This is a genomic window from Modestobacter sp. VKM Ac-2983 (genome assembly GCF_026967885.1).
Lineage (GTDB): Bacteria > Actinomycetota > Actinomycetes > Mycobacteriales > Geodermatophilaceae > Modestobacter.
This window is the reverse complement of sequence record NZ_JAPVBK010000003.1, coordinates 333,845-347,138: the sequence shown is the minus strand read 5'-3', so window position 1 is coordinate 347,138 and position 13,294 is coordinate 333,845. Positions and strand designations below refer to the sequence as shown.

Annotated in this window: 13 protein-coding genes; 3 read left to right on the top strand and 10 right to left on the bottom strand. The window is 72.8% G+C overall.

What is annotated here, in order from left to right:
• Positions 1-6: 6 nt before the first annotated feature.
• The 4 genes from purM to O2W18_RS13515 form a co-directional block, all read right to left on the bottom strand.
• A complete protein-coding gene (gene purM, locus O2W18_RS13530) occupies positions 7-1,071 on the bottom strand; it encodes a phosphoribosylformylglycinamidine cyclo-ligase (RefSeq protein ID WP_269188038.1) in 1,065 nt (354 codons plus the stop codon).
• A complete protein-coding gene (gene purF, locus O2W18_RS13525) occupies positions 1,068-2,627 on the bottom strand; it encodes an amidophosphoribosyltransferase (RefSeq protein WP_269188037.1) in 1,560 nt (519 codons plus the stop codon). Before purF ends, purM begins: the two co-directional genes overlap by 4 nt.
• A gap of 160 nt (positions 2,628-2,787) precedes the next feature.
• Positions 2,788-3,396, bottom strand: coding sequence for an MBL fold metallo-hydrolase (locus O2W18_RS13520; protein ID WP_269188036.1), 609 nt, complete (start codon positions 3,394-3,396; stop codon positions 2,788-2,790).
• A complete protein-coding gene (locus O2W18_RS13515; RefSeq protein WP_269188035.1) occupies positions 3,393-4,493 on the bottom strand; it encodes an S-(hydroxymethyl)mycothiol dehydrogenase in 1,101 nt (366 codons plus the stop codon). Before O2W18_RS13515 ends, O2W18_RS13520 begins: the two co-directional genes overlap by 4 nt.
• Positions 4,494-4,731: 238 nt before the next feature.
• Between O2W18_RS13515 and O2W18_RS13510 the strand changes: the two genes are divergently transcribed.
• Positions 4,732-6,150 carry an OFA family MFS transporter gene (locus tag O2W18_RS13510; protein WP_269188034.1) on the top strand — a complete coding sequence of 473 codons (1,419 nt, stop codon included), beginning with the start codon at positions 4,732-4,734 and terminating at the stop codon, positions 6,148-6,150.
• Positions 6,147-6,296 (top strand): MFS transporter small subunit, encoded by a 150-nt coding sequence (locus O2W18_RS13505; protein WP_269188033.1) that lies wholly within the window; start codon positions 6,147-6,149, stop codon positions 6,294-6,296. Before O2W18_RS13510 ends, O2W18_RS13505 begins: the two co-directional genes overlap by 4 nt.
• A gap of 135 nt (positions 6,297-6,431) precedes the next feature.
• Here O2W18_RS13505 and O2W18_RS13500 read toward each other — a convergent pair whose 3' ends face one another.
• Genes O2W18_RS13500 through purS form a run of 4 tightly spaced genes read right to left on the bottom strand, consistent with a single transcriptional unit; the run spans position 6,432 to position 10,108 of the window.
• Positions 6,432-6,842 (bottom strand): sterol carrier family protein, encoded by a 411-nt coding sequence (locus O2W18_RS13500; RefSeq protein WP_269188032.1) that lies wholly within the window; start codon positions 6,840-6,842, stop codon positions 6,432-6,434.
• A gap of 14 nt (positions 6,843-6,856) precedes the next feature.
• On the bottom strand, positions 6,857-9,178 hold the full coding sequence (purL, locus tag O2W18_RS13495; protein ID WP_269188031.1) for a phosphoribosylformylglycinamidine synthase subunit PurL: 2,322 nt from the start codon (positions 9,176-9,178) through the stop codon (positions 6,857-6,859).
• Positions 9,175-9,849, bottom strand: coding sequence for a phosphoribosylformylglycinamidine synthase subunit PurQ (purQ, locus tag O2W18_RS13490; RefSeq protein ID WP_269188030.1), 675 nt, complete (start codon positions 9,847-9,849; stop codon positions 9,175-9,177). The genes purL and purQ overlap by 4 nt, the downstream gene beginning before the upstream one ends.
• A 10-nt stretch (positions 9,850-9,859) precedes the next feature.
• Complete coding sequence (gene purS, locus O2W18_RS13485) at positions 9,860-10,108, bottom strand: phosphoribosylformylglycinamidine synthase subunit PurS (protein ID WP_036336369.1); 249 nt, start codon at positions 10,106-10,108, stop codon at positions 9,860-9,862.
• A gap of 220 nt (positions 10,109-10,328) precedes the next feature.
• Between purS and O2W18_RS13480 the strand changes: the two genes are divergently transcribed.
• Positions 10,329-10,994 carry a PilZ domain-containing protein gene (locus O2W18_RS13480; protein WP_269188029.1) on the top strand — a complete coding sequence of 222 codons (666 nt, stop codon included), beginning with the start codon at positions 10,329-10,331 and terminating at the stop codon, positions 10,992-10,994.
• A gap of 34 nt (positions 10,995-11,028) precedes the next feature.
• Here the strand turns inward: O2W18_RS13480 and O2W18_RS13475 are convergent, their stop codons facing one another.
• Positions 11,029-11,907 carry a phosphoribosylaminoimidazolesuccinocarboxamide synthase gene (locus O2W18_RS13475; protein ID WP_269188028.1) on the bottom strand — a complete coding sequence of 293 codons (879 nt, stop codon included), beginning with the start codon at positions 11,905-11,907 and terminating at the stop codon, positions 11,029-11,031.
• Positions 11,904-13,211 (bottom strand): adenylosuccinate lyase, encoded by a 1,308-nt coding sequence (purB, locus tag O2W18_RS13470; protein ID WP_269188027.1) that lies wholly within the window; start codon positions 13,209-13,211, stop codon positions 11,904-11,906. The genes O2W18_RS13475 and purB overlap by 4 nt, the downstream gene beginning before the upstream one ends.
• Between the last annotated feature and the right edge of the window lie 83 nt (positions 13,212-13,294).

Genomic DNA, 13,294 nt, shown 5'->3' with positions numbered 1-13,294 from the left:
GCCGGCTCAGCGGTAGGAGCCGACCAGCCGGGCCGAGGCCTCTCCGTCGCGTGCCCCGACCGTGCCGGCCACCCAGGCCGGGACGCCGCGGGCCACGAGCAACTCGACCGCCCGGTCCGCGTGCTCGGGGGCGACCGCGGCCACCATGCCGACCCCGCAGTTGAACGCCCGCTCGGACTCCGTGCGGGGGACGCCGTGCTCCTCCAGCAGCCGCACCACCGCGGGCAGCGCCCAGGTGCTCCGGTCGAGCACCGCCTCCAGCCCGGCCGGGACGACGCGGACGGTGTTGCCGGCCAACCCGCCCCCGGTGATGTGGGCGAAGGCGTGCACCGTCTGCACCCCCAGCTCCTCGACCAGCGCCAGGCAGTCGCGGGCGTAGATGCGGGTGGGCTCGAGGAGTTCGTCCCCGAGCGGACGTCCCAGACCGGCCGGGGTGCCGGTCAGGTCCAACCCCGCCCGGTCGACGACCCGGCGCACCAGCGAGTAGCCGTTGGAGTGCAGCCCGGAGGAGGCCATGGCGACGATGACGTCACCGGAGCGCACCCGCTCCGGCCCGAGGACGGCGTCGGCCTCCACGACCCCGACCGCGGTGGCGGCCAGGTCGTAGTCGTCCGCGCCCATGAGGTCGCCGTGCTCGGCGGTCTCCCCGCCCACCAGTGCGGCACCGGCCTGCGTGCAGCCCTCGGCGATCCCGGTGACGATGGCGGCGATCCGCTCCGGCACGACCCGACCGCAGGCGACGTAGTCCTGCAGGAACAGCGGCTCGGCCCCGCAGGCGACCAGGTCGTCGACGACCATGGCGACCAGGTCGATCCCGACGGTGTCGTGCCGGTCCAGCGCCCGGGCCAGCGCGATCTTGGTGCCCACGCCGTCGGTCGAGGAGGCCAGCAGCGGCGCGCGGTACTTGGCGGTGTCCAGCGCGAACAGCCCGGCGAACCCGCCCAGCCCGCCGACGACCTCCGGGCGGTTGGTCTTCTCCACCGCCGCCCGCATCAAGGTGACGGCCCGCTCACCGGCGTCGATGTCCACGCCGGAGGCGGCGTAGGTCAGCTCGCCCTCGTGGGCCGTCACGGCCGGCTCAGCGCGTCGTCGGCCCCGCCGGGGAGCATCGGGCTGCCGGCCTGCTGGCCGGTCCAGCCGGTGACCGCGGGGGCCTCCTCGGTCAGTGCCCGGCGGCCGATGCCCTCGAGGAGGTGCTTGCCCAGCACTTCCGGCTGGCCCAGGGAGATCGGGTACTCGCCGGTGAAGCAGGCCGTGCACAGCCGGTTGGCCGGCTGCTCGGTGGCCGCGATCAGCCCCTGCTCGGAGACGTAGCCCAGCGAGTCGGCGTTGATCGAGGCCCGGACCCCGTCGACGTCCAGCCCGTTGGCGACCAGCTCGGCCCGGCTGGCGAAGTCGATGCCGTAGAAGCACGGCCACTTCACCGGCGGGGAGGCGATCCGCACGTGCACCTCGAGGGCCCCGGCCTCGCGGAGCATCCGGATCAGCGCCCGCTGGGTGTTGCCGCGCACGATCGAGTCGTCGACGACGACCAGGCGCTTGCCCCGGATGACGTCGCGCAGCGGGTTGAGCTTCAGCCGGATGCCCAGCTGCCGGATCGTCTGGCTGGGCTGGATGAACGTGCGCCCGACGTAGGAGTTCTTGACCAGGCCCAGGCCGTAGGGGATCCCGGATGCCTCGGCGTACCCGACCGCGGCCGGCGTGCCGGACTCGGGCACCGGGATGACGAGATCGGCCTCGACCGGGTGCTCCTTGGCCAGCCGGCGGCCGATCTCCACCCGGGTCGCGTGCACGCCGCGGCCGGAGATCGTGGTGTCGGGCCGGGCGAGGTAGACGAACTCGAAGACGCAGCCCTTCGGATCGGCGACGGCGAAGTGCTGGCTGCGCAGGCCGTCCTCGTCGATGGCGATCAGCTCACCGGGCTCGACCTCGCGGACGAACGAGGCGCCGCAGATGTCCAGCGCCGCCGTCTCGCTGGCGACGACCCAGCCCCGCTCCAGCCGGCCCAGGACCAGCGGCCGCACGCCCTGCGGGTCACGCGCGGCGTAGAGGGTGTCCTCGTCCATGAAGGTGAAGCTGAACGCCCCCCGCAGGCGCGGGAGCACCTCCATCGCCGCCGCCTCGACCGACATGTCGGGCTTGGCCGCGATCAGCGAGGTGACCAGGTCGGAGTCGTTGGTCGCGACGAACGCCCCGGCAACTCCCTCGTCGGCCGCGGCGCTGGCGAGCTCGGCGGTGTTCACCAGGTTGCCGTTGTGGCACAGCGCCAGCCCGGTGCCCGCCCCGGTGGTGCGGAACGTCGGCTGGGCGTTCTCCCAGGTGGAGGCCCCGGTGGTGGAGTACCGGGCGTGGCCGACGGCGATGTGGCCGCGGAGGCTGCCCAGCGTCGGTTCGTCGAACACCTGGCTGACCAGGCCGAGGTCCTTGTAGACCACGACGGAGGAGCCGTCGGACACCGCGATGCCGGCCGCCTCCTGACCGCGGTGCTGGAGGGCGTACAGGCCGAAATAGGTCAGCTTCGCGACCTCTTCCCCGGGAGCCCAGACCCCGAAGACGCCACAGGCGTCCTGGGGACCAGGGTCATGGGGGTCGAGGTCGTGCGTCAGCCGTCCGTCACCGCGAGGCACGGGTGCGAGCGTACCGGCTGCGCCGTCCTCCCCCGGGTGGGACCGCTCACTCGGGGGAGGACGACGCCGTCCGGAAATGGCAGCTCAGCGGCCGGAACGACCGGTCAGCCCGGCCCGGCCCAGAGACTCGGCCCCAGCCTGCGCGGGGCGAGGTCCTCCATCAGGCGATGTTGCCCAGCTCGGCGTCGACCGTCGTGTCGTCGCCGTGACCGGTCTTCACCACGGTGTCACCGTGCAGCGTCATCAGCCGGTCGGTGATCGACCGCAGGATCGTCGGCTTGTCGCTGAAGGACCGGCCGGTGGCCCCGGGACCACCGCAGAACAGCGTGTCCCCGGTGAAGACGGTGGCCAGGTCGGGCGCGTGCAGGCAGGTGCTGCCCGGTGAGTGCCCAGGGGTGTGCAGCGCGTGCAGTTGCACGCCTCCCACGGTGAACTGGGTCCGCTCGACCAGGTCGCGATCGGGTGCGGTGTCCGGGTGGACGACGTCCCAGAGCATCCGGTCGGCCGGGTTGAGCCAGATCGGCGCCCCGGTGGCCTCGCGCAGCGCCACCGCCGCGGTGATGTGGTCGTTGTGCCCGTGGGTGAGCACGATCGCGGTCACCCGGCGTCCGGCGATCGCCTCGATGATCGGGGCGGCGTCGTGCGGGGCGTCGATGACGACCACCTCGTCGTCGTCCCCGACCAGCCAGACGTTGTTGTCGACGTCGAAGTCCTGCCCGTCGAGGCTGAACACCCCGCTGACGACGGCCTGCTCGATCCGGACGCTCACTTCTCGGCCCCCTCGAAGACGACGACGGAGCGCAGCACGTCACCGGCGTGCATCTTGTCGAAGGCGGCCTCGACGTCCTCGAGCCCGATCGTCTCGCTGACGAAGGCGTCCAGGTCGAAGCGGCCCTGCAGGTACAGGTCGATGAGCATCGGGAAGTCGCGGCTGGGCAGGCAGTCGCCGTACCAGGAGGACTTCAGCGCCCCGCCGCGGCCGAAGACCTCGATCAGCGGCAGCTCGATCGTCGAGGCCGGGTTCGGGACGCCGACCAGGACGACGGTGCCGGCCAGGTCCCGGGCGTTGAACGCCTGCTCGTAGACCGCCGGGTGCCCGACGGCGTCGATCGCGACGTCGACGCCGAAGCCGCCGGTGAGGGCCTTGATCGCCTCGACCGGGTCGGTCTGGGAGGAGTTGACCGTGTGGGTGGCGCCCATGCCCTTGGCCCATTCGAGCTTCTTGTCGTCGATGTCGACGGCGATGATCGTGCCCGCACCGGCCAACCGGGAGCCGGCGATCGCGGCGTCGCCCACCCCGCCGCAGCCGAAGACGGCGACGGAGTCGCCGCGCCCCACGCCGCCGGTGTTGATCGCGGCACCGACGCCGGCCATGACGCCGCAGCCCAGCAGCCCGGCCGCGGTGGGCTTGGCCGCCGGGTCGACCTTCGTGCACTGGCCGGAGTGGACCAGGGTCTTCTCGGCGAACGCCCCGATCCCCAGCGCCGGGGACAGCTCGGTGCCGTCGGCCAGCGTCATCTTCTGCGCGGCGTTGTGGGTGTTGAAGCAGTACCAGGGCTTGCCCTTGGTGCAGGCCCGACACTCCCCGCACACCGCACGCCAGTTCAGCACCACGTAGTCACCGACGGCCACGTTCGTGACGCCCTCGCCGACCGCGGAGACCAGCCCGGCCGCCTCGTGACCCAGCAGGAACGGGAACTCGTCGTTGATCCCGCCCTCCCGGTAGTGCAGGTCGGTGTGGCAGACCCCGCACGCCTGGACGTCGACCACCGCCTCACCCGGACCCGGGTCGGGGACGATGATCGTCTCGATGGTGACCGGAGCACCCTTGCTCAGGGCGACGACGCCCTTGACCTCGTACGACATGCAGCCAGCCTAGGGAACGGGGCGACCGTTCCGCGCCCCGCTCCCACACCGCGGAAACGACGGTTGTGCGTGCAACGAATTGGTCTCAGCCTCACCCGGCTGGGGTCCAGCGTGCAGCCGGAATCGTCACAGCGTCGTACGGTGCGGTTCGGTCGCGACCTGTGTCACACCTGTGGACGGGCCGCGACCAGGTTGCGCCCGTCCGGGCGCGCCGTTCCCGCACCTCGGAGGTCGTTCCGTGGCAGTACCCAGCTTCCTGGCCCGGGAGCGCATCATCGCTCGCCCGGGCTTCAACCGCTGGCTCATCCCGCCAGCCGCGCTGGCGGTGCACCTGTGCATCGGCCAGGCCTACGCGACCAGCGTGTACAAGGCCGCGCTCGTCTCGCACTTCGAGTCCAGCCTGACCGCGATCGGCATCATCTTCTCGATCGCGATCGTCATGCTCGGCCTCTCGGCCGCGGTCTTCGGCACCTGGGTGGACAGGAACGGCCCGCGGGCGGCCATGTTCACCGCCGCGTGCTTCTGGTCCGCCGGCTTCCTGGTCGGGGCGCTGGGCATCTCGACCGAGCAGCTGTGGCTGGTCTACTTCGGCTACGGCGTCCTCGGCGGCATCGGGCTGGGCATCGGCTACATCTCCCCGGTCTCCACGCTGATCAAGTGGTTCCCGGACCGGCCCGGCCTGGCCACCGGCATGGCGATCATGGGCTTCGGTGGCGGTGCGCTCATCGCCTCGCCGCTGTCCCGCCAGCTGATGAACTGGTACGACCCCACCTACGACGGCACGATCGGCACCACCCCCTCGGGTTCGGCCGTCGCCCAGCTGTTCGTCACGCTGGGCATCGTCTACCTGGTCTTCATGATGTTCGGTGCCTTCATCGTCCGGGTCCCCGCGCCCGACTGGCGCCCCGACGGCTTCGACCCGTCGCAGGTCAAGGCCAAGTCCCTGGTGACGACGGAGAACGTCTCCGCCAACAACGCCATCAAGACCCCGCAGTTCTGGCTGCTCTGGACGGTGTTGTTCTGCAACGTCACCGCCGGCATCGGCATCCTCGAGCAGGCCGCGCCGATGATCCAGGACTTCTTCCGAAACGGGGAGACCTCCACGGTCCTCGCCGCAACGGCCGCCGGCTTCGTCGGGCTGCTCTCGCTGTTCAACATGGCCGGTCGGTTCGTGTGGTCCTCCACCTCGGACTACATCGGCCGCAAGCCGATCTACATGGTCTACCTGGGCGTCGGCCTGGTGCTGTACGTCCTGCTGGCCACCGTCGGCAGCACCGCCACCTGGGTCTTCGTCATCCTGGCCGCGATCATCATCAGCTTCTACGGTGGTGGCTTCGCGACCGTCCCGGCCTACCTGCGGGACCTGTTCGGGACCTACCAGGTCGGCGCCATCCACGGTCGGCTGCTGACCGCCTGGGCCGCCGCGGGCATCGCCGGCCCGCTGATCATCAACGGCGTCCTCGACGCGCGCGGCACGCCGGGTGAGCTGACCGCCGGTGACTACCGGCCGGCCCTGTTCATCATGGTCGGCCTGCTGGCCGTCGGCTTCGTCGCCAACCTGATGATCAAGCCGGTCGCCGAGAAGTGGTTCGAGCCGAAGAACACCGACGTCCCCACCGCCGCATCCACCACCGGAGATCGGAACCTGACGCGATGAGCACCTCACGCCACGCCGGCGACCAGCAGGCCACGACGAACACCCCGACCGGCCTCGTCGCCTTCGCCTGGGCACTGGTCGGTGTGCCCCTGGCCTACGGGCTGTACAACACGGTGAAGGCGGCCAGCGCGCTGTTCGGCGGCTGAGCCCCCCGCACCACACCGCACAGCGCCCCTCCTGCCACCGGCAGGAGGGGCGCTGTGCCGTTCGCCCCCCACCCGCAGTCGATCATCGCCGAACGGCGGCGCCCGCCGGCCTGGCGGGCAGCCGTTCGCCGATGATCAACTCGACGAGGGGGGTGGCCCGGCGGGTCGGACGGCGCGCAGCGGGAGGTGCTCGGAGAGGTCGGCGCGGTTGCCGCTGGCGCTGACCTTGCCCTCTCCGACCGCATTGGCCCAGGAGAGCGCGCCGGTCGCCAGCCGCAGCCAGGTCGCGGCGTCCGTCTCGACCACGTTGGGCGGGGTCCCGCGGGTGTGTCGCGGCCCCGGCACGCACTGCACCGCCACGAACGGCGGGACCCGCAACTCCACCGAGCGCCCGGGCACGTGCTGGGCGAGCCAGCGGGCCGAGGTCTTCACCGCCGCGCCCAGGACCGCCCGGGGCGGCTGCTCGGCGTCCCCGGCGAGCCAGCCGACCGTGGGCGCGAGCGCCGCCCGCAGGTCCTCGGCGGAGATCGGCGCGGCGCCGGCCATCAGGAGCGGACCGGTCAGCTCGTCGGGACGGTGCCCGCCGGGATCGACCCGACCGTGGCCTCCGGGCTGCCGAACAGCGCCGGCAGGGTCGCCGTCCACGCCGCCCGCAGCTCGTCCAGCGGCAGCTCCAGCAACCCCTCCAGCACCAGGGCGTCGCCACCCGTCGTCCCGAGCTCGGTGACCGGCACCCCTGCCGCCTCAGCGGCGGCCCGCACCGCGGCCGGGTCCGCGGTGGTGACGACGACGCGGGCCACCGACTCACCGAACAGCGATGCCGTCGGGTCGCCGGGCACGCTCAGCCGGGCACCGGTGCCGTACCGCAGCGCCGACTCGGTCAGCGCCTGCGCCAGCCCACCGTCGGACAGGTCGTGCGCTGAGCTGACCAGCCCGTCGGCCGACAGCGAGGCCAGCAGCTCCCCCAGGGCGCGCTCGGCGGCCAGGTCCAGCCGGGGCGGCAGCCCGCCCAGGTGGCCGTGGACGACCGCGGCCCAGGCCGACCCACCGAACTCCGGCCGGCTCTCGCCCAGCAGCAGCACGGCGTCACCGTCCGCCCGCCAGCCGGTGGGCACCCGGCGGGTGACGTCGGCGTGCACGCCCAGCACCCCGATCACCGGGGTGGGGTTGATCGCGACGTCGCCGGTCTGGTTGTAGAGGCTCACGTTGCCGCCGGTGACCGGCAGGCCGAGCTCGCGGCAGCCGTCGGCCAGGCCGCGGACTGCCTCGGCGAACTGCCACATCACCTCGGGGTTCTCCGGGGAGCCGAAGTTCAGGCAGTTGGTGACCGCCAGCGGCTTCGCGCCGGAGACGGCGACGTTGCGGTAGGCCTCGGCGAGGTTCAGCTGGGCGCCGGTGTAGGGGTCCAGTCGGGCGTAGCGAGCGTTGCCGTCCAGCGACAGCGCGATGCCCAGGTTGCTGGACTCGTCGATCCGCAGGACACCGGCGTCCTCGGGCTGGGCGAGCACGGTGTTGCCCCGCACGTAGCGGTCGTACTGCTCGGTGACCCAGCTCTTGTCCGCGCCGTCCGGGCTGGAGACGACCGCGAGCCAGTCGGCCCGCAGGTCGGCCGAGGACGACGGCGGGGTGTCGGCCTGCAGCGCGTCCAGGTCGGCCGGGCGGGCCATCGGGCGCTCGTAGCGCGGGCCCTCCAGGGCGACCGTGCGCGGCGGGACGTCGACGATCCGCTCGCCGTGCCAGTCGATGGTCAGCCGGTCGCCGTCGGTGACCTCACCGATGACGGTGGCCAGCACGTCCCACTTGGCGCAGACGGCGAGGAACGCCTCGACCTTGCCCGGCTCGACGATGGCGCACATCCGCTCCTGGGACTCGCTCATCAGGATCTCGGCGGGGGTGAGCGTGGAGTCGCGCAGCGGGACGGCGTCCAGGTCGATCGCCATGCCGCCGGAGCCGGCCGCGGCCAGCTCGCTGGTGGCGCAGGAGATGCCGGCGCCACCGAGGTCCTGGATGCCGGTGACCAGGCCGGCGGCGAAGATCTCCAGGCAGGCCTCGATCAGCAGCTTCTCGGTGAACGGGTCGCCGACCTGCACGGCCGGGCGTTTGGCCGGGCCCTCGGCGTCGAAGGTCTCCGACGCGAGCACCGAGACCCCGCCGATGCCGTCGCCGCCGGTGCGGGCACCGAAGAGCACGACCTTGTTGCCGGTGCCCTCGGCCTTGGCCAGTTGCAGCTCCTCGTGCCGCAGCACGCCCACGCACAGGGCGTTGACCAGCGGGTTGCCCGCGTAGGTCTCGTCGAACAGCAGCTCGCCGCCGATGTTGGGCAGGCCCAGGCAGTTGCCGTAGCCGCCGACCCCGGCGACCACGCCGGGGAGCACCCGGGCGGTGTCCGGGGCGTCGGCGGCACCGAAGCGCAGCGAGTCCATGACGGCGATCGGGCGGGCGCCCATGGTCAGGATGTCCCGGACGATGCCGCCGACCCCGGTGGCCGCGCCCTGGTAGGGCTCGACGTAGCTGGGGTGGTTGTGCGACTCGACCTTGAAGGTGACCGCCCAGCCCTCGCCGACGTCGACGACGCCGGCGTTCTCGCCCATGCCGACCAGCAGTGCGTCGCTCTTCGGCAGGTCGGCGAACCGGCGCAGGTGCACCTTCGAGGACTTGTAGGAGCAGTGCTCGCTCCACATCACCGAGTACATCGCCAGCTCGGCGGTGGTCGGCCGGCGGCCGAGGATCTCCCGGATCCGGGCGTACTCGTCGGCGCGCAGCCCCAGCTCGGCGTAGGGCTGCTCGTCGTCGGGGTGCTGGGTGGCCAGCTCGACGGTGTCCAGCCGGCTCGTCCGCCCTGGCGCGGTGTCGAGCTCGGACAGGCCCTCGGTGGCGCTCACGCGGCCACCACCAGGGCAGAGAGGACCGAGGTGAAGAAGCCCAGGCCGTCGGTGCTCGGGCCGGTGAGCTCCTCGACCGCATGCTCCGGGTGCGGCATGAGCCCGACCACCCGTCCGTCGGCGCTGGTGACCCCGGCGATGTCGCGGGAGCTGCCGTTGGGGTTGCCCCCGACGTAGCGCACCACCACCCGGCCCTCGCCCTCCAACCGGTCCAGGTCGGCCGGCGCGGCCACGTAGCGGCCCTCGCCGTTCTTCACCGGGACGACGATCTGCTGGCCCTGCTGGAAGGACGTCGTCCAGGCGGTGTCGGCGCGCTCGACGAGCAGCCCCTGGTCACGGTTGCGGAAGTGCAGGTGGCTGTTGCGGGTCAGCGCCCCGGGGAGCAGCCCGGCCTCGCACAGCACCTGGAAGCCGTTGCAGATGCCCAGCACCGGCAGGCCGCCGTGCGCCGCGGCCACGACGTCGGCCATCAGCGGCGAGCGGGCGGCGATCGCCCCGGCGCGCAGGTAGTCGCCGTAGGAGAACCCGCCGGGCAGGACGACGGCGTCGACGTCCTTCAGGTCGTGGTCGCCGTGCCAGAGGGACACGGGCTCGGCGCCGGCGAGCCGCACGGCGCGTGCGGCGTCGACGTCGTCCAGGGAACCCGGGAAGGTGATGACACCGATGCGCACTGGGTCTCTCTCAGTCGGTGGTGCGAGCGGGGAGGTGCAGCTCGACGTCCTCGATGACGGGGTTGGCCAGCAGCGTCTCGGCGATCTGCCGGAGCTCGGCCTCGTCGGGTTCGCCGTCGACCTCGAGCACGAAGTGCTTGCCCTGGCGGACGCTGCGCACCCCGGTGTGGCCGAGCCGGCCGAGGGCGCCGAGCACCGCCTGCCCCTGGGGGTCGGAGATCTCTGGCTTCAGGACGACGTCGACGACCACCTGGGACACGCCGACGAGGGTACCGGCTCCGCTACGGGGACCGACACCACGCCGGTCGGCCGGCCCGCTGCGGGGAACCGCCGTGGCCCAGCCGGCCCCGGCCCGTCCCGGCTCATCCGGACGGGTCACGGACCTGCACCGTTGCGCTGGACAACCGGTCCGAGTGACCCACGATGGACCGGATGCGATGGCCGCTGGGGCGATCGGTGGGGGACAAGGAGGAGCACAGGTGGTCGCTGGAGTGCCCGGTGTGGACCACCCGGCCGCCACGACGGCGCTGAGCGTCCTGCTGCTCGGGCAGGACGAGGCGCTCACCGCCCGGGTCCGCCGGGAGAGCGAGTCGTTCCTCTTCCTGAGTCCACCGCGCAACGCCCTGGGCGAGGTCACCCCCTTCGTCGAGCGCGAGATGCTGGAACTGTCCTGGCAGGCCGACGACGGACTCCGGTCCGTCCCGGCCGAGGCGGTCGCGGTCGCCGCCGACGGCCTCTGGGAGGTCGAGGTCACCGGCCCGGCCAGCACGATCCAGCGACGGGACGCCGTCCGCGCCCCCATCGGGCTGTCGGTGACCCTCGCCTGGGACCGCGCGACCCTGGTCGGGAGCACGGTCGACCTGAGCGAGGGCGGCCTGCTCGCCGTCTTCCGCCCGCACGGCGACCTGGGCGTCAGCATCCCCTTCCCGGCGAAGAGCCAGCCCCTGCTCCTCACCCTCGACCTGTACTCCGACGAGCTCGTCACCGAGGTCGCGCTGGTCCGCCGCCGGCCCCGCCAGGACAACCTGCACGAGTGGTCGCTGCGCTTCGTCGACCTGCCCGAGCGGGCCGCCGACCTGATCCGCTCGCACGTGTTCACCGCGCTGCGCAACGCCCGCGCCCGCGGCATCGCCGCGCTCTACTGACCCACCGACACGGCCGTCCCGGTGGCCGGGTGGTTCAGCGCCAGGGCAGCCCGGTGAGCTGTTCGTAGGCCTTGACGTAGCGGTCGCGGGTGGCGGCGACGACGTCCTCGGGCAGCTCAGGCGGCGGGGACACCCGGTCCCAGCCGGAGGTGGTCAGCCAGTCCCGGACGTACTGCTTGTCGAAGGAGGGCTGCGGAGCCCCCGGCGACCAGGTCATGGCCGGCCAGAACCGCGACGAATCCGGCGTCAGCACCTCGTCGCCGAGCACCAGGGTGTCCCCCGCCGTCCCGAACTCGAACTTGGTGTCGGCCAGGACCAGCCCGGCCTGTCCGGCGATCTCCGCCCCGCGGCGGTAGAGCGCGACGGTGAGCGACCGCAGCGCCTCGGCCCGGTCGGCGCCGACGGCCTCGACGACCTGGGCGAACCCGATGGCCTCGTCGTGCTCGCCGACCTCGGCCTTGGTCGAGGGGGTGAAGACCGGCTCGGGGAGCCGCGAGCCCTCGACCAGACCGGCCGGCAGCGGGACGTCGACGATCGCGCCGCTGCGTTGATACTCGACCGTGCCCGAGCCGGACAGGTAGCCGCGGGCCACGCACTCCACCGGGAGCATCTCCAGCCGGCGGACCAGCATCGACCGGCCGGTCAGCTCGGCCGGCACGCCTACGGCGAGCAGGTCGTCACCGGACGCCAGCAGGTGGTGCTCCGCGCCGTGCTCGGCCAGCACCGGCGCCAGCTGCTCGAACCACCACACCGACAGCGCGGTGAGCACCCGGCCCTTGTCCGGGATCGGCGTGGGGAGCACGTGGTCGTAGGCGGAGACCCGGTCGCTGGCGACCAGCAGCAGCCGGTCGTCGCCGACGGCGTGGACCTCGCGGACCTTGCCCCGGGCGACGAGCTCGAAGGGGAGGCTCACGACAGCGCGGCCAGCCGGTCGAACAGCGGGCCGAGGTTCGCCACGTACTGCTCGGGCCGGCAGATCTCGTCCAGCCGGGCCTCGTCGAGGGTGACGTCGTCGGCCGCTGCCCGCTCGCGGAGCGTCTGCCGGAACGGCGTCCCGTCCTGCCAGGTCCGCATCGCCGCGGACTGGACGAGCGCATAGGCCTGCTCGCGGCCCATCCCGCCCTCGACCAGCTCCAGCAGCACCGACGAGGTGTAGATGAGCCCGCCGGTGGACTCCAGGTTGGCGCGCATCCGGCCGGCGTCGACGACCAGGTTCTCCACCAGCCCGGCGGTCAGGTCCAGCAGGTAGTCGGTGGTGATCGCCGCGTCGGGCAGGAACACCCGCTCGGTGGAGGAGTGCGAGATGTCCCGCTCGTGCCAGAGCGGGATGCCCTCCATCACCGGCACGATCGCCGCGCGGACGACCCGGGCCAGCCCGGCGATCCGCTCGGAGCGGATCGGGTTCTTCTTGTGCGGCATGGCGCTGGAGCCCTTCTGCCCCGCGCCGAACGCCTCGCTCAGCTCGCGCACCTCGGTGCGCTGGCCGTGCCGGACCTCCAGGGCGATCGCCTCGCACACCGTGGCGATGATCCCCAGCGCAGAGACCCACTCGCTGATCCCGTCGCGCAGCACGACCTGGGTGGAGGCGTCGGCGGCGCGCAGGTCCAGGGCCTGGGCCACCGTCACCTCGACCGAGGGGTCGATGAGGGAGTAGGTGCCGACGGCGCCGGAGATCGCGACCACGCCGACGGCCTCGCGGGCCCGGCGCAGCCGGTCCCGGGACCGCGCCGCGGCGAAGGCGAGGTCGGCGACCCGGTGGCCCCAGACGTCCGGCTCGGCGTGCACCCCGTGGGTGCGGCCGACCTTGATCGTGTCCCGGTGGGCCAGGCCGTGGTCGCGCAGCGCGGCCACCAGCCGGTCGGCCTTGGCCAGCAGGACGTCGGTGGCGTCGGTGAGCTGGACGGCGAGCGCGGTGTCCAGCAGGTCCGAGGAGGTCATGCCGTGGTGCACGTAGGCCGCGGCCGAGCGCGGCTCGGTGTTGTCGGCCCAGGCGGTGAGGAAGGCGATGACGTCGTGCTGCGTCGTCTCCTCGATCTCCGCGACCCGCTCGGGGGTGGGCGGCGGCGCGTTGCGCACCGGCTCGACGACGTCGGCGGGCACCCGGCCGGCGGCCGCGTGCGCCTCCAGCACGAGCGTCTCGACCCGGCACCACAGCTCGTACTTGTGCTGGTCGCTCCAGACCCGGCCCATCTCGGGCAGGGTGTACCTGTCGATCATGCGAGTACCGCTTCGGTCTGCTCAGCTCGGCGCACCACGGGCCCATCCTCTCGCACCGCTTCGGGCGGGCCCCCATCAGCTCG